The organism is Aporhodopirellula rubra (assembly GCF_014192335.1).
GTDB lineage: Bacteria > Planctomycetota > Planctomycetia > Pirellulales > Pirellulaceae > Rhodopirellula > Rhodopirellula rubra.
Window position 1 is genome coordinate 56,769 of the sequence record NZ_JACHXU010000017.1, and the last position, 15,833, is coordinate 72,601.

Genomic DNA, 15,833 nt, shown 5'->3' on the forward strand with positions numbered 1-15,833 from the left:
TTAACGGTTTGAAAGCGATGGTTATCGCACAAGACGATCCATAGTTTCAAGCGAGCACGAGACTTCAGTAAGCCCCTGCGACAAAAAGGTCCGGCTGTTAAAGAAATGCGGACACACGGCCGGCAGCCGAGACCGGACCCTGCCAACTTAACACGCGAGCATGACTCTCACCAAGCGATCGCGTCTGGTCGACGAGAGTGTTTTTGACGACACCGGCCTTCGCCACGAGTTGCCACGTCGGTTCTAGAGGACCGCGCGGCTGGTAATTGAGCTGCGTCGTTCCGCTAGGCTTGCGGTTGGAGGTCGGGTCTTGCGAAGGGGCGTTGCTCGGCGTAGGCGAGCATCAAGTCGTGGCTTTGCAGAAGTGCGTCGACCACATCGGCCGCCCATTGTTGTCCGCGACCCTTTTGGAAGATCTCACGAACTTTTTCCAACGGCATTCCACGGCGGTAGGGGCGATCACTGATCATCGCGTCAAACGCGTCAGCCACGGCGAGGATCTGTGCATCGCGTGGGATCTCGTCGCCCGCGAGTCCGTCGGGATACCCGCCACCGTCCCACGATTCATGGTGGTGCCGCACCGCCGGAAGGATGTGGCGGAATGGTCGAATGTCTTTCAAAATTTCGTAACCCAAGACTGGATGACGTTTGATCTGGTCGAATTCTTCCGCCGTCAACGAACCGGGTTTCTTCAACACGGAATCGTCGATGCCGATCTTACCGATGTCGTGTAGAATGCCCGCGAGTTGCAGCGATTCGGCCGAGCGATCGCCGAGCCCGAGTCGCAACGCCAACTGCACCGCGAGGTCGGCCACACGAGAACTGTGACCGTGTGTGTAGGCGTCTTTCGCGTCCAAAGCCGAGGCGAGTGAGCGAACGGTTCCCTCGAGCATCGATTGCATCTCGTTGAACTGCCGCTTGTTCATCAAGTGCAGTGCCAAAACCATCAGCACGGATCGCATCAGGTCGACTTCAATCGTTCCGAATTCATTTGACGACGAGTTGCGAATTGCGATGAGGCGTCCCAGTCGGACGGACCCCCGCGCGATCGGCATTAACACGACTCGCCGGTTGGCCAAGTCAGGATGCGACGAGTGGTTAACAATGACGGTTTCTTTTTGCCAGTCTGGTCGATCCCCGACACGGCGTTTGGAAACGGCGTTAGTGTCAGGGGTGTCTTCGAGGGCACTGGATTGTTCACCGATGCCGGAGCCGAATCCATTTTCGTCCATCGCGGCGAGCACGATGTTGTCGAGAGTGGAGAGTTCGATCGGTTTGCCAATACCCTGGATGCCACCGCCGAGCACGTCATCGTCATCCGGATCGAGTTGGATGATTAAGGTTTCGCATGTGACGCAAACGATCAATTGTTCCAGCAGTTCTTGGCATGTTTCGCTGGGGTCGTCCTGCAGTTCGAGCCGTGCCGTCAGATCGTGGATCATTCGAATCTCTTCGAACTTTTCTCCGAGTGACGCGGAGAGCGATTCGATATCGGACAACAGCGACAGTTCGCTCTCGATGTCGCCGGTGCTATCGTCATGCACGGAACACGGAACGGCAGAGTCGCTGTGGTGAGGAACGTCACCGAGAGACGCGGTCATGTTGAGACGTGAAGACATGAATCGGGCGTTAGGCAAGAGTGTACTGGATTACTGCGAAAAATGATCGGGAGTGGGAGAATCGCTTGTGCCCCGCAAAACCATATGCCATGTCAAATCGACTACGCGGTGTTTGAGCGGCTAAATTGAACATCCTCTTGGGCAATTTCCGCATGGGCTGCCGGTCATGACGGTTGGACCATGTGTGAATACGAGCTCTTGCGGACAGCAGGAAACCGTCGATTCTCCCCTCGGATGAGGATTATTGGCTGCGTTTGCCCCCAGTGTGGGCGGTGCGTCTGCCTGTTTGCGGTCACCTTGGCGGCAGGTGTTCGGCCGGTCTGTTAGGCTCCGTCGTTGTCTCGCTCGCGTTCACGACGGATCGCTTCGCTGACACGGCTCAGGATGTCGCGTTCTTCTTTGCTGAGCGATGACGGACCGTTGGCGTGCAGTCGCTGCAGGATCTCGTCCGCTCGCGCGGCGTCGCTGGCTTCGGACCGTTCTCGTTCGACGGTCTCACGCAGTTTTTGAACTCGTTCCTGTTCGAGTCGTTTTAGTTTTCGGCGTTTCAACGTGGCGCGGACGCCGAAGCGGGATTTCATGACGCCGGTCTCGTGGTTTCCGGCCAGGGTGAGTTGTGATGCGAAGAGGTCTTCGTTCCGCGTCGATGCCAGCAACCAAAGGGCGAGCAGTGTTACGCCTGCGAATGCGGGAAATGCTCGCCCTCCCGCCTGCGTGCTGATGCCGCTGGATCGGATCGCGAGTACGCCGCAAATCAGCGTTACGAGCGCGGCGCCCACGATCCACCACCTCACCGACCGCACCGCATGATTGGCCTTAGCGAGGTCACTCGCGGTCTCATCTTCGACGGTCGAAAACAGCCCAATCACGGCCGACCATCCGACGCGTCCGAGCGATTGAGGTACCGGCAGCAATTGCCAAAAAACTTGGAGACAAAGAATCCAAGCCGAGGCGATCCACGGATGATCCATCAATGCAATCGATGCGGCTGAAACATCGTCGTTACCAGTCGCTGCGCCGAACCAAAAACGATCGCAAACTAAACACACGAGTGCAGCCACCCCGAGTGCCATCAGCAATGCCGACCAGAGGGCCAGGACACGGCTCGCGCCACCAAACGATTCGAGGATTGTGGGGCGATACGTTGGCGAAGCGAATCCGCCGGATCCGCCGTCGTAATACGGATCGTCATGGAGATCCATGATCGGATCGTCATTGAACGACTCGAGTAGATCAGGAATCGCGATCCACACGCCGCCAATCGTCAGCGTGACGCTGTGACCCAAGATCGAATCCGACGTCACGAAGGAGCGTAGGTTCTCGCCAAACGCGGTAAGAGGACGTCTGACGGAGAAGAGGGTCTGGGTGATGATCGCTTGGATCAACAATCCCACGCACCAGACCGTCGCGAGGCTCAACGCCCAGGCGCCAGAGTCATTGTGGTCGCCACCGAGCATGGCTGGCGCCATGGCAATCAGGATGATCGCGATGGCGGCCAAGGGCAACGAAATGGCGATCGACCATTGCACACGGCCGATCGCACAGAACCACCACCGGACGCCACGACCGAAACTCGCCGCGCCGCGTGACTTGGAAAGCCAATAGAGACGCGTTCGACGTTGATCAGGTGCCGGTGGTGTTGAATTCACGTCACGACGCGATTAGTGGCTGTGCTCGAACGTTGGTTCTTTGCCTTCGTAAGCACGATAGAAATCGAAGATCGATTTTTCCAACGCCTTGGCAGTCGCCGGGTCGGCAGACTGTTTCGCCTTCATGGCGTTGACCATGACAGCGTGGGCAGCGGCGAGCTTCTTCAGGTACGCTGGATCATCCGTCTTGATCCGCTGAGCCATGAAATAGCTCGCGATCGTTTCTTGAATCTTCGAGGCGTGATCTTCTTTCGTTGTGACCCAACGCGTCAATTGATTGATCGATTGTGGGTCGGTCGGCTTGAGCGTATTCAGCTCGAGCTGTGCTTTAGAAATCGTGTGCTCGTCTTCGAGCATCATCTCGAAACGCAGTTGATCCCCGTAGATTCCACATGGGACTTGGCAGTGTGCCTCAGCAACGGAGGCAAACATCACCGAACCGAGCAGGAGAGCGGTCATTGTAATGCAACGCAACATATTCAATTCCTCTTAAAGTCGTGGGTGGAGTGAACTAGAGAATCTCGAGCAATTCTACTTCGAAGATCAGGACTTCGTTCGGGCCGATCTTCGGCATCGAACCACGCTCACCGTAGGCCATGTTTGGCGGGATGAAGAGCATCCACTTCGAACCGACCTTCATCTTTTGAAGGGCCAGTTGCCATCCTTGGATGACTCCGTTGACGGGGAATTCGGCGGGTTCACCGCGGGCGACGCTGCTGTCGAAGACTTCACCGTTGGTCAGTTTGCCGGTGTAGTGCACGCGGACGGTGTCCTGAGGCGATGGCGATCCGCCTTCGCCTTCACTGATGACCTTGAATTGGATGCCTTCGGCGAGATCCTTGACGCCATCGGCTTTGCTGTTTTGGTCCATCCAAACCTTGCTCTTTTCAAGGTTCAGTACGGCTTGCTTACGCATTTCTTCGGCGCGAGCGGACTGGCGTTTTTGAATGATCGCTTGGATCTTGCCTTGAACTTCGGCGAGTTCTTCATCCGACAGTGACGGGGCGTCGCCTGCGAGTGCGTCGGAGAGTCCTTGTTGCATTCCCGCCATGGTGAAGTCTTCCGCTTGGAAGCCTTGTTGCGAGAAGGATTGTCCGACGGAGAAGCCGAGGAAATAGCCGACGGTATCGTCGACTTTCGTATCGGTATCCTGTCCGCTTGTCGACGTAGTCATAGCCAGCATTGTAAGTAGGGAAAGTGAAAGTAGCGTGAATCGCATGAGTTTGGTGTCGTCCGAGTATGGAGTGGGTGGGAAATTCGGGAATCGAATGAGTCCCAGGTGGGAAGCAAATCGCGCGCTGCCAGACAAAACCGGCAAAATTGCCTCGTTGCTCCATGCCCAGAATACCAAGTCGGACAGCCTCTGCACTCCCCTGACTTAGTTAGAAGTCCGCGGAAACGCCGTCCACTGGCACGATTCGACGGTCGGACAGATACGACCTGCCCCCTTTTCAATCGCCGGATTGTCCAGGCGGTGATGACCATCGGTCTGCCAGGATCGCCTCAATTACCTAGCTGATGGGCTCGAGTTGCCTAGCCAATCGTCTCAAGCTGACAATCCTCGAGTTTGACGCTGACGCCCTGTTCCATGAAACGAACGGCGACCAGCAGACGGGATTCGTTCTCGCGACGGATGACGGTCCCCTCGTAACCCCTGAACGCACCGTTTCGCACGCGAACGAGCGTCCCTGGTTGCAAGCGGCTTTCGATCGTCAGCGGCACACCCAGGGCGATGAGGTTGCGGATTTGGGTTAAATCTTCGAGAAGTTGCTCGACTTCGAGGATTTCGACCGCCTTCAGCACGCTGCCCGTGCATATCGCTTGGTGGCGGGCTTCATCGCCGCCGCGGAGAAAGACGTAGGCGGAAAACAGTGGGATGTAGGAAACACGCATCCGGCCAGCCGGCGATCGAGTTTTTTGCGGGATCATCGGTCCGTAATGCCCGATCTGCGCTTCACGCAATTGACGCAGCACTTTTTTTTCTTGACGCGTGCGGGTGTACAGCAACCACCACGGCGAGTCAGCGGATTCCGCTTGGTCGAGCAAGTCGTCGGGATAACAATCCGGTTCGGGCGGAAGGATCGGCATTGGGAAGCAAACTACAAATCGAAATGGAGTAAGGAAAATGTGGAATAGCATATCTCGCCCGTCGATGACCAGAGCTCACCGTCGAGCACTGGTGCGACTGGGCAATCAAGCCGCTGGGCAATCGATCAGTCATGCAATTCACGGGCGTGAGTCATCCACCATTCGTCGGCATCGCTGCGCGTCCACGGCATATCATCGGACATTGCCTGGAGAGAACGGATCAGATCCGGGATGCTGCTGGCTCGCGAATTTTTGTCTTTGCGCATGCAGTCTTCGACCCAACGATTGAGTCGGTCATCGATCGTTTCGTTGCGGTGCGTCGAAATGCTGATCGGATGCTCACTCATAATCAGTGCAAACATCGATTCGGGATCGCATTCGGCGAACGGCGGATTCCCGGCGAGTAAGTAGTACGCGATGCAACCGATCGAGTAAACGTCGCTACGTGGATCCATGGAAGATGGGTCGCGGAAGCGTTCGGGAGCCATGTACATCGGCGTTCCTGCCCAAATGGTTTCCGACGTTTGAAACACGTCCTGGTCCGGTTCGATGGGTTTGGCCAAACCGAAATCAAAAACGGTCGCCCAATCACCGACAACGCTGTCAAATTTCAGCATCACGTTTTGCGGTTTGAGGTCACGGTGCATCAACCCTTTGCCGTGTGCCTCCAACATCGATTGACAGATCTGTTGCATGATCCAAATGACGCGTCCCGGTGGTTGGGATCCACCGCGAGCGACGATCTCCGCGAGTGTCAGTCCGTGCAGCAATTCCATCACACAAAATGCCGCATCGTCTTCGGTGTATCCGAAATCAAACACAGTGACGCTGTGGGGGCACGACAGCGAGGCGGCCAAACGGGCTTCGCGATCGAAACGTTGCCGGTCGTCTTCGTCTTGTCGGTCGCCACGCAGGACTTTCAAGGCGATGTCGCGGCCGAGTTCTTTGTGCCTGGCTAAGTAGACGACGCCCATCCCGCCGGACCCGAGTTCACGACTGATCTCATAACGACCGAGTGGTTGCCGGGCGTCATTGATGGACGAGATCTTATTCTGGTGCCACCACGTCACCGCGGAGGCGATCCCGCAAACGAAAAGGCTGGCAAACAACGCCCACGGCCATGTCGGCGACAACGCGGTACGATAACGCTGGACCGGAATTTCAGCGATCAGTCCGAGGCTGTAGGACGGTAACCAAGACCATGCACCGGAGGAGTAGCCGCCGTGGTAACTCGGATATAGCGACGGGTAGACGACGTTGCCTCGGTTCGTGCTGACAGAGGCCGCGGCGACGGTGAGGGGCAAGATCCGATTGCCGTTGGATTCGTCGTTGCCGGAAGGAGCGTACTCTGCAACGCGGAACGGTCGCGGCGGAGATGTTTGTCCGCCGTTTTTGCCGACGAATGCCCTCGCGACGCGGCTGTCGGTTTGCATGATGCCTTGGCGGTCGATCAGATAGACGTCGACGTCCGTGTCGTTGGCGATCTCTGCGAGTGTCTTGTTCACGGCAGGCCATAACGTTGTTTTGGTTGTCAAAACAGCGCCGACGACACGGTCGGGATCCGTAGTGGCCATTACCGGAAACATCCAACCATCACCGTGGTCTTCGATGGAGTCTCGCTGTGAATCGTCTTCGGAGCTCGGTCGGCTCGCTGGACCGATGAAGACCGGATGCTCTTCCAGACACCGTGCCACGAGACCTGCGTAGCGTGCCGTCAACGCCTCGCCGGATATCTTGCAATGGGATGCTTTGGCGACGACGCGAAATTTTCGATCCCAGACGACAAACGTCGATTCGTCGCGAACACTCGCGGGTTGTTTCGCCATAAAAGCGTCCAAGGCGGTCTGTGCGTTGGATGAATCGCCGAACGGATCGATCTCATCGATCACGATCGTATCCCGGCTGGCTTCGCGGGCGATTCGTTCGCTGCGCCCGCGGTCATCGGAGAGTAGCGTTTCGAATCGAAGACGGGTTTGCTCGAGCACCGAGGCGAGAAAGCGTTGGTTTACCTTCTGTTCGGATTCAATTTGTCGCCCGCCAATGGACCATGCGGTGAACCAGATCGGGACGATTCCGGATAAGGCGAGCGTGATCCACAGCGGCACCCATGCGAAACGACGCCGTGTCGGACCGACGGACGTCGGGAGACTCTTGGACGATTGTGCATCGCCCGCTGATCGTCGCCCCCGTTTGTGTCGGGCCGATCGTGGTTGTCGTGGTGCCGCGTGGGTGCGTTGGGCACCGCTTACGGTTCGCTGGCCGTCGGTTCGTTTGAGATCTTTCTTGGGACCTTTCTTGGTCGTCGATGCTTTGCCTGATTGGGAACCGGAGCCGGGTTTCGGTGTCTTCCCCGCGTCGTCAGGTTTTTTTTGATCGGGACGATCCATCGGAATGGTTTTTCTCAGGTCGGCACGTTCGGGCTGCTCGGCGTCTGGATTGGCAGAGTCGGGCGAACTCGACTCGGCGGGAGCATCCTGCGAAGCCGTCCCGAACTTTGTCGATCCCGGCAGCCGCACCGGTTTGGCGGATCGTCCCTCGATCAAAGCCGCATCGGCGTCGTGCTCGCGCAGCAGCGATTGGACTTCGTCAATCAGTTCTTGGTCATCGCCGGCTGTTCGGCGAAGAAATGATTCCTGATCCTGACGGGGTAATTCTTCCACCGCCCAAAAAAGATCCTGGATTTGCTGATAGCGTTTCGCGTCCACGACGCACCTTATTCTTGATCGGGATCTCGGAGTTCCCGCCGCATCCAGGCACGGGCCATCGCCCAGTCCTTCTCGACGGTACGCAGACCGAGGTTGAGTTCATTGGCGATCTCTTTCATCGCCAACCCGCCAAAGAAACGAAACTCCACGATCTTCGCCTGACGCGGACTGAGTTCCGCGAGCATGGTCAGCAGTTCATCCAGTGCCACCACGTCCTCGTCCCGGTCGAGTACAAACGTGACTTCCTCGTCGAGTTGTCGGCGTAGCCACCCGCCACCGCGTTTTTGGGCCCGGGTGTGTCGAGCGTGATCGACCAAAATTCGCCGCATCACCGTCGCACCGATTGCGAAAAAGTGCGTTTTGCCTTGCCAGTCGACCTCGTTCTGATCGACCATCCGCACGTAGGCTTGGTGAACGAGCGAGGAGCTGCTCAGCTTTTGACGTTGGGGCTCGGACCGCAGAAACCGACCCGCCATTTTGTGCAGGTCGTCGTAGAGTACCGTGAACAATTGGTCCGTCTTCTTCACATCACCTTTTTGGGAAGACTGTAAAATTTCGGTGACGGAGGCCATGTGATTTAAGACGCGGTCGCGGTAGAAAAGGTCATGAGAGTAGGCGAGTGCTTTATCAAACTTGAAATTTCAAGTTGCTCGAACCGTCTGGTCTCAAGCAATTTCTTATGCCGATAGAACACTCGTTTCGAGTGGCGCCGTCCCATTCTACACGATCTTGTCAAAACCACACCTGCGGGTGTTGGAGTTTGACTACGACCGGCCGACGGTCTGTCCCTGAATGTCACGAGAAAAGCTCGTGAATCCCGAATTACGCTGATGAAAACACTCTTACTGCTATGTCCCGCTTGCTGACAATCGTTGTCGTTTTGTGTCTCGCGATTTGGCGAGGAGTTTGGTTGGTCTCGGGCGTGGAAAATACCTGTCCCACGGCGGATTTCGCGGCCGCCGAGGCTCGTCGGATGCTCGGTGTCGGGGCCAGCTCAAAGGCGGATGCCGCACCTGAGAAGTCGCCGCGTCCGTCATCGGTCGGTTGGCGGATCTCATTCGCGGCGGCTCAGGGCGGCGTCGCGATGCCCTTCGCTCTGCGGCAATCTGGCACAGACGTGTGGGATGACGAATTGCCGGTTTGGATCACGCCAGGTAAAGACGGACAACCGGGGTGGGCGACCTGGGACGACAACGGTGACGGGGCGGTCGACGAGCCGGGAGAATTGGGCGCCGCGTGGAGCGATGATTTTTGCGTCGTCCAGCTTCCCGGTCAGGCGCCGCCCGAAGGACGCGTCATTGACCATGGCGGGTTTCGTCCCATCGGCTACGAAACCACCAAAGCGGCCTCCGGTGCCCGACACGAACTTCCGTCGGATTCAGTGCGAAGGGTATGGTTGGACGTCAGCCCCTGACGTCGTGAGCCTGGCACGCCTCGAATCGTTGGTCACATCGAGGAGGCACCGGCGAAGAACGCACCGGCGATGCCGCCGCACACGATCGCAACGGCGAGAATCTTCCAACTGCCTTTGCCGTGTTTGAACGGGAAGACGAACAGATACAGGATCGTTAGCGACAGGAAACCCTGTTTGAGGCTGGTTCGAAACGCGAGCGCGATCAAGCTGAAGAGAGCCCCGATCGAAACCAGCAAGAAAGCCGATCCGCCGAGATTCATGAACATCTGCATCGGTTTGAAGGTGATCGCTTCTTCGCGTCGAGACGCGTTGACCGCGAGCACCGCGATCGCGACGGCGCTGCCCAAAATGAACAGCACCAGAGCGAGCATCCACGGGGGCATGCCCGCCTTGTTCAGCAGATCCTGCTGCGCCTTTTTGGCCGCGGCCATGTCCTGTTCGGCCTTGTTCAACGCCATCGTTCCCTTGTCGATGTCGACGCCGAGAACTTTGTGACCGTCGAGGACTTCGCCCGTGGTCATGTTGAATCCGCACTTCGTGCACAACACCGCGCCGGGAGCCAGTTCTTTGCTGCACGCCGGGCAGATCGCGTGGACTTCGCGGTCCATGCCTTCTTCGGCAAACAGGTCATCCATCGACGAGGAAGATGCCGTCTGCACGGGGCTGGCGACGGCGGGGCGGGGTGCTGCGGGTTTGGGGGTGGCGGGTCGGTTTCCAGGAGGGGCTGCGCCCGGACGCGGTGCCGCTGCCGGACGTGCTGCCGATCGCGTGGCCGAGGCACCCGCGGCACCGACTTTGATCACGTTGCCACAACCGGGGCATTTGATGGCCTTGCCGGCCAACTCGTCTTTGACGTTGAGCTGTTTACCACAGCCGCATTTCACTGCAATGGGCATAAATTGAAGAGCAAAAGGGGCGAGGTGAAAGGAGGAGCGAGGATCGGTGAATCGATAAGCGGACTGATCGATGTCGGCGATAACATGCTAATCGAAAACGTTGCTACGTCGTCTCCGGCGAATGGTTTTCTAAATGGGCACCACACCGATAACAATAGTCCGCGTCGCTGCGATGACGCGACAGCGAGCAATTCGGGCACGGGTGGTGATCGTGTTCGGTGGTGGGTTTACGGCTGGAGAGTTCGGCACTGACAAAGCCCGTCGGAACGATGATAAGGCTGTATCCGAGCAGAATCAAAATCGCCGAAATGATTTTGCCGATTGTCGTGTGCGGCACAATATCACCGTACCCGACCGTCGTCATCGTGACGATCGCCCAATACATCGCCTGCGGGATGGACGTAAAGTCACTGTCCGCGGCGTCGTCGATCAGTACTGTTTCGATGTGGAACATTAACGTGCCACTGATCGTCACGGCGACCAGGACGACCGAGAGAAAGACGACGATTTTGTCGCGGCTGTGCCAAACCGCGTCCGCCAGTTCGTCGGCCTGGCTCATCATTCGCCATAGCTTCAAAACCCGGAACACGCGGAGCAAACGGATGCTACGCAGGATCGCAAAGGAACGCGCCGATGCGAAGAAAAACACGAGGTAGCTGGGCAATATGCTGAGCAAATCGACCACTCCCCAGAAACTCGTCGCGTAACGCATTGGGTTGCGAACACACGAAAGTCGCGCGACATACTCGATCGTGAAAAGAATCGTTAGGAACCATTCGCACGCGATCAACCAATATGGAATGTTGGACTCCTCCATGGAGGTGCCCGTTTGGGTGACCATTTCTCCTTCCACCATCACGGTCTCGATCACCCGGTATCCAGGCAGCGTCTCCAGCGACACAAACACGATGCTGGCGATGATCGCAATCAACAGTCCGACATCGAAAGCCCGCCCCGCGGCGCAATCGGCTTCGAAAATGATGTCGTACATCCGCTGCCGAATCCCGGGCTGTTCGGGACGTTGCACCTGTCGTCGGCGAAGGACAGCGGCGGATGCCTCGGCGGTTTTGGGGCGTCGTTCGTTGTTCATCGCAGTGGCGGCGCAGGAGTGGTGGCCCGGAAACGTCGGCTTTCGCTCGCCGGCGCGAGGTCGAGATTAGGCCACACAGCATACCCTACCTCTCCCCGGCCTACACGGGTCGGGCCACACGGGTTGGGGCCACACGGGGTTGGGCGTGAGGAGTCACGATCGACCCAGGTCCGCGTGTCGGCGGTCTTCTACATCGGCGCGCGTTGCGGAGCGATCTCGCATCGTTGTTCGATAATTTCGAAGTGATGCTGCACGTGGGCGGCGGCCAACCAAGCAATCCCCCGCGTCGTGATCGGATGCGAGTCGACTCGCCCAACGTTGTCCCACGCCGACGGGATCAGCCTGCCGAGTAGGACCAAATTTGCTTGACGTAGAAATCCCAGTTCACTGATCAGGTGCCCGATGTTCCCCAACCCGAAGCGAGCGTTCGCATACGCGTTTTCATCCCACGCGGGCAGGTTCGTGGTGTCACCGGCGGCGATTCGCAGCATCCGATCGCCAAAGATTCGTTCGGCATCGACGCAGTGTTCGACCGCTTGGCGGACCGTCCACGTGTAAGGTGCGTGAACCCGGTCGACTAATTCTGACGAAAGGCAACTGCCCAATTCGCAGAACCAGTAGAGTTGATCGGAGAGCAGTTTGAGGACGCATTCGCCTTCGATTCGGTTGACATAATCCCAGTGCGCGTCCAGCGAAAGATCCGTCTCCGAGGGCCGTCGAGATTTCATTTGCATGTTTTTTCGGGTTCCAACACTTAGTTTTCAAAATCGACGACTTCGAGTCCTTCATGGGACTCGACGAGTTCATCAATCACATCGAATCCGATGCTCGTGTTGGCAACGTTGAGGTATTGCAAATTGGGCAACGAACCGAGCTTCGTGAATCCGTCGTCGGTAAACTGCGTCCCCGCGACGTTGAGTCGTTGGAGACTCTTCAATTCTAGTAACGTGGGCAATGAGTCATCGCTCACGGATGCGGACTTCAGGTTCAGTTCCTTCAGTTTCGTTAAGCCGGAGAATGCCGAAATGGTTTCGTCGTTGGTTGCCGTTTCCCACAGGCCGAGATAGGTCAGGTTCGTCAATTGCCCCAGCAACGCGATGTCTTCCGGTTTCGCTAGCCGACATTCGCTCATGTCGAGAAATGTGATCGACGGCATCGCGGCCAAAATCTCGAGACCTTTGCGGTCGAGTGATGAGTCTCGAAGTTCAACACGGGCGAGTTTGGCGTTGCCTTTGATGTGTTCGATTCCATCTCCTGTCACATCGCAACCACGCAAACGAAGTCGCTTCAGGTTGGTTAATGACTTTAGCTCTTCCAGTCCCGCGTCATTGACTTTGGAATAATCCCCTTGCAGCGATTCGAGGGTGGGCATCTTGCCGAGCACCGCCATGGTTTTGTTGCTGACGGTGGTGCAGTAATTGAAGTTCAGCGATTTCAGCTTCAAAGGCGCGAGCTGGACCAAACCGCTGTCGGTGACTTTCGATTTCTCGAGTTGCAGGTCGACGAGCGAATCGAGTTCGGTGATCGGTTTCATCCCCGCGTCGCTGATGTTGGTGTTCCGCAAATCGATCGCCCGAAGCCGGTCGAGGTTTGCCAGTTGAGCGAGTCCTTCGTCGGTGACGCCCGTCCGGCGCAGTCCGAGGAATTCGAGATTACTGAGTGTTCCAACGGTCTCGAGTGCGGCGTCGGTAATGGCCGATCCGGTGAGATCGAGGCGTTTGAGTTTGGTCAGTTTTGCAAGGTTCTCGATTCCGTTGTCACTGACGGTTGGTCCGATCAACGCGAGGACTTCAACGTTGGGGACTCCGCTGAGTTGTTCCAGGACGGCCTCGACTTGGTCGTTTCCGCCACTGACTTCGACGACAAACCCGTCGCTGTCTTTGGTGACCGAAAATCCCGTTGCTTCGATCGCCGCAACTGCGTCGGGGGAATCGGCCGGTCGTGGTTTGGGGGCTGGTGCGGCCGGTATTTTGCTCTCGGTTTGCTTGGTTTCGCTGTCAGATGGCGTTGAAGCGGTTTCCCGCCGACATCCGAGGTTCAAACACAGAGCAATCAAAAGAACAGTTAAGCAGGGCCGTGTCATGGCGGGTTGCCTTGGTGTAGGTGGGAGGCGGGGCGTTCGGGCGGGTGGAGTGCCAATTCCATCGAGTCGGATGGTGGCATCAACTTAAGGAGTCAACAGAAAAACGCAACTATAGACATCCGCGTGGCGGTGGACAGCAGGGCGTGGGGCGGTTTACTTCGCCGTACTCGTGAATCTCGCCTCACGCACCACGGTGACTTTGATTTCGCCGGGATACGTTAACTCTTTTTCGAAACATTGTGCGATGTCACGGCAGATGGCCGCGGCTCGTTCGTCGCTGATCTGTCCGCTGCCAACGATTACTCGGAGTTCGCGACCGGCTGAGATCGCGTACGCCTGTTGGACCCCCTCAAATCGATGGGCAATGGTTTCGAGTTCCTCCATGCGTTTGACGTAGCGTTCGAGCGATTCGCGTCGTGCCCCCGGTCGGCTGGCGCTGCACGCGTCCGCGGTTGCGACCAGCATCGTGTACGGTCGCTCGGTCACGATGTCATCGTGGTGTCCTCGAGCTGCGTGGACGATCTCTTCGCCTTCTTTGTGACGTTGCAACAGATCGCCACCGATTTTGGGGTGCCCCCCTTCAAGTTCGTGGTCGGCGGCTTTCCCGATATCGTGCAGCAGTCCGGCGCGACGGGCGATGTCGCCATCCAAACCGATCATCTCGGCCATCATGCCCGCCAGGAACGCGACCTCGACGCTGTGCCGTAGCACGTTCTGGCTATACGAGGTTCGGAAGTGCAGCCGCCCGAGCATTTCGATCACGCGGTCATGAAGTCCCGAGACGTTGACTTCGTTCGCGGCTTCGACGCCCTTTTTCACGATGAACTGTTGGATTTCCAGGTTCGTCTGTTCGACGAGTTCTTCGATCTTCGACGGGTGAATGCGTCCGTCGGCGATCAGTTTTTCGAGTGCCATGCGGGCGACTTCGCGGCGAACCGGATCGAATCCGCTGACGACAACCACGCCTGGTGTGTCATCGATGATCAGATCGACGCCGGTCGCCTTTTCGAACGCGCGAATGTTACGGCCTTCGCGACCGATGATGCGTCCTTTCATATCGTCCGTCGGAACGCCGACGGTGCTGGTGGTCGTGTCCGCGGTATGTGCCGACGAGTAACGCTGCATCGCGGTCAGTAACATCTCACGTGCCTGGTCATCAACACGCCGCGACAGTTCCCGGTGATGTTTCAAAACGGCGGTACCGATTTCGTGTTCGAGATCCCCGTGCACGGATTCGATCAGTTTCGCGGATGCATCTTCACGCGTCATGCCGCTGACCTGTTCGAGCGCGCGCTGATTCTCTTGAACCAATCGATCGAGTTCGGCGCGTTGCTCGGTCAGCGTTCGCATTTGCGCCGCGAGCCGATTTTGGCTGCTCTCGAGACCACGTTGTGCTTTACGTAACGCTTCCTGGTTCGCGGTGAGTTGGTCTTCCCTCGCGTCGAGTTTTCGATCGCGTTGGAGTTCCTTCTCTTTTAGCTCCGCGAGTTCGCGTTCATTGTCCGCTTTGATTGCGAGAGCTTTCTCGCGAGCGTCCAGGACAATTTGGGCGGATTGGTTTTCTGCTTCACGTCGGGCAACCGAAAGGATCGATTCGGCTTCGCTTTCCAAACGGGCCGCTCGGCGTGCCGCGTGCCGTTGAGCGATTCCAAGGACGGCAGCAACGCCAAGGAAGAAGAAGAAAATACAATAGAGAATCGTCGTCGCGATTTCTGGATTCATGGTGACTTTGGATCCGCTTCCAAAAGCCCGCGGTTTGATCTACGCAGTGGTGCTCGTCATGTGGGGTGGATCGAATGAAACGAGTCGTGCCCAAGTTGGCAACGCGCACAACGGTTCGGTGACGCCGGGAACGCGCAGTTGTTGCGACGCGGCGCCGAATTCCGAGCACGTTGAACGTCAAAACAGCGGTCCAGAGGATAGGCCACATTGCCAGTGAGATCTTCTGCAGACAAACCGGGGCATTTTTCGAATACGACGTCTGTTCCGATCTGACCGAATAAGCGTCGATGGGAGCACCGGTGCCGGGGCAGATGAATCGAGTCGTTGGATTCGAAAGAAGCGTTGGATGGTTAGTTGGGAAAGTGTTAAAGAAAAAAACGTGAAATGAACACGTCTTCTTCGTCTGTTCCGTCAGTGTAATGCACCCGCCCCGGCAGGGGAACGAGCGCACCGCATGACCCGATCGCTCCGCATGACGGGTACCGGTGAGATAACCGTTGACGACAAAATTGCCCCTTTGGGCTTGGCTATTTCCCCCCTGCAGTGTAGAGTCATTCAAAAGAAAAC

13 protein-coding genes are annotated in these 15,833 nt (G+C 57.3%); 1 reads left to right on the top strand and 12 read right to left on the bottom strand.

Annotated elements, in window-relative coordinates; genetic code table 11:
• Positions 1-284: 284 nt before the first annotated feature.
• The 7 genes from FHS27_RS20985 to FHS27_RS21015 all read right to left on the bottom strand — a co-directional run bounded on the left by FHS27_RS20985 (position 285) and on the right by FHS27_RS21015 (position 8,633).
• The gene (locus FHS27_RS20985) at positions 285-1,619 is read right to left on the bottom strand and encodes an HD-GYP domain-containing protein (protein ID WP_184306801.1); all 1,335 of its coding nucleotides are present in this window, start codon (positions 1,617-1,619) and stop codon (positions 285-287) included.
• A 323-nt stretch (positions 1,620-1,942) separates the two neighbouring features.
• Positions 1,943-3,268 (bottom strand): hypothetical protein, encoded by a 1,326-nt coding sequence (locus tag FHS27_RS20990; protein WP_184306802.1) that lies wholly within the window; start codon positions 3,266-3,268, stop codon positions 1,943-1,945.
• A gap of 12 nt (positions 3,269-3,280) precedes the next feature.
• Positions 3,281-3,745 (bottom strand): superoxide dismutase [Ni], encoded by a 465-nt coding sequence (locus tag FHS27_RS20995; RefSeq protein ID WP_044250458.1) that lies wholly within the window; start codon positions 3,743-3,745, stop codon positions 3,281-3,283.
• Positions 3,746-3,779: 34 nt separating this feature from the next.
• Positions 3,780-4,442 (bottom strand): FKBP-type peptidyl-prolyl cis-trans isomerase, encoded by a 663-nt coding sequence (locus FHS27_RS21000; protein ID WP_184306803.1) that lies wholly within the window; start codon positions 4,440-4,442, stop codon positions 3,780-3,782.
• Positions 4,443-4,801: 359 nt separating this feature from the next.
• Positions 4,802-5,356, bottom strand: coding sequence for a transcription termination/antitermination protein NusG (gene nusG, locus FHS27_RS21005; RefSeq protein WP_184306804.1), 555 nt, complete (start codon positions 5,354-5,356; stop codon positions 4,802-4,804).
• A 125-nt stretch (positions 5,357-5,481) separates the two neighbouring features.
• Positions 5,482-8,061 carry a protein kinase domain-containing protein gene (locus tag FHS27_RS21010; RefSeq protein WP_184306805.1) on the bottom strand — a complete coding sequence of 860 codons (2,580 nt, stop codon included), beginning with the start codon at positions 8,059-8,061 and terminating at the stop codon, positions 5,482-5,484.
• 8 nt (positions 8,062-8,069) lie between these two features.
• On the bottom strand, positions 8,070-8,633 hold the full coding sequence (locus tag FHS27_RS21015; protein WP_184306806.1) for a sigma-70 family RNA polymerase sigma factor: 564 nt from the start codon (positions 8,631-8,633) through the stop codon (positions 8,070-8,072).
• Positions 8,634-8,911: 278 nt separating this feature from the next.
• Between FHS27_RS21015 and FHS27_RS21020 the strand changes: the two genes are divergently transcribed.
• Positions 8,912-9,475 (top strand): hypothetical protein, encoded by a 564-nt coding sequence (locus tag FHS27_RS21020; RefSeq protein ID WP_184306807.1) that lies wholly within the window; start codon positions 8,912-8,914, stop codon positions 9,473-9,475.
• A 32-nt stretch (positions 9,476-9,507) separates the two neighbouring features.
• Here the strand turns inward: FHS27_RS21020 and FHS27_RS21025 are convergent, their stop codons facing one another.
• The 5 genes from FHS27_RS21025 to rny all read right to left on the bottom strand — a co-directional run bounded on the left by FHS27_RS21025 (position 9,508) and on the right by rny (position 15,266).
• Positions 9,508-10,371, bottom strand: coding sequence for a hypothetical protein (locus FHS27_RS21025; RefSeq protein WP_184306808.1), 864 nt, complete (start codon positions 10,369-10,371; stop codon positions 9,508-9,510).
• A gap of 103 nt (positions 10,372-10,474) precedes the next feature.
• Entirely contained in the window at positions 10,475-11,461 is a 987-nt protein-coding gene (locus tag FHS27_RS21030) for an ion transporter (RefSeq protein WP_009093681.1), read from the bottom strand.
• Positions 11,462-11,649: 188 nt separating this feature from the next.
• The gene (locus FHS27_RS21035) at positions 11,650-12,195 is read right to left on the bottom strand and encodes a DinB family protein (protein ID WP_184306809.1); all 546 of its coding nucleotides are present in this window, start codon (positions 12,193-12,195) and stop codon (positions 11,650-11,652) included.
• Between the two features lie 20 nt (positions 12,196-12,215).
• Complete coding sequence (locus FHS27_RS21040; RefSeq protein ID WP_184306810.1) at positions 12,216-13,544, bottom strand: leucine-rich repeat domain-containing protein; 1,329 nt, start codon at positions 13,542-13,544, stop codon at positions 12,216-12,218.
• A 153-nt stretch (positions 13,545-13,697) separates the two neighbouring features.
• Entirely contained in the window at positions 13,698-15,266 is a 1,569-nt protein-coding gene (gene rny, locus FHS27_RS21045) for a ribonuclease Y (protein ID WP_184306811.1), read from the bottom strand.
• Positions 15,267-15,833 lie beyond the last annotated feature (567 nt).

Excerpts from the sequence above, each read along its gene's own strand:
- nusG (WP_184306804.1), bottom strand. The coding sequence starts at position 5,356 with ATGCCGATCCTTCCGCCCGAACCGGATTGTTATCCCGACGACTTGCTC.
- FHS27_RS21040 (WP_184306810.1), bottom strand. The coding sequence starts at position 13,544 with ATGACACGGCCCTGCTTAACTGTTCTTTTGATTGCTCTGTGTTTGAAC.
- FHS27_RS21030 (WP_009093681.1), bottom strand. The coding sequence starts at position 11,461 with ATGAACAACGAACGACGCCCCAAAACCGCCGAGGCATCCGCCGCTGTC.
- rny (WP_184306811.1), bottom strand. The coding sequence starts at position 15,266 with ATGAATCCAGAAATCGCGACGACGATTCTCTATTGTATTTTCTTCTTC.
- FHS27_RS20985 (WP_184306801.1), bottom strand. The coding sequence starts at position 1,619 with ATGTCTTCACGTCTCAACATGACCGCGTCTCTCGGTGACGTTCCTCAC.
- FHS27_RS21035 (WP_184306809.1), bottom strand. The coding sequence starts at position 12,195 with ATGCAAATGAAATCTCGACGGCCCTCGGAGACGGATCTTTCGCTGGAC.
- FHS27_RS21020 (WP_184306807.1), top strand. The coding sequence starts at position 8,912 with ATGTCCCGCTTGCTGACAATCGTTGTCGTTTTGTGTCTCGCGATTTGG.
- FHS27_RS21025 (WP_184306808.1), bottom strand. The coding sequence starts at position 10,371 with ATGCCCATTGCAGTGAAATGCGGCTGTGGTAAACAGCTCAACGTCAAA.
- FHS27_RS21015 (WP_184306806.1), bottom strand. The coding sequence starts at position 8,633 with ATGGCCTCCGTCACCGAAATTTTACAGTCTTCCCAAAAAGGTGATGTG.
- FHS27_RS20995 (WP_044250458.1), bottom strand. The coding sequence starts at position 3,745 with ATGTTGCGTTGCATTACAATGACCGCTCTCCTGCTCGGTTCGGTGATG.
- FHS27_RS21000 (WP_184306803.1), bottom strand. The coding sequence starts at position 4,442 with ATGACTACGTCGACAAGCGGACAGGATACCGATACGAAAGTCGACGAT.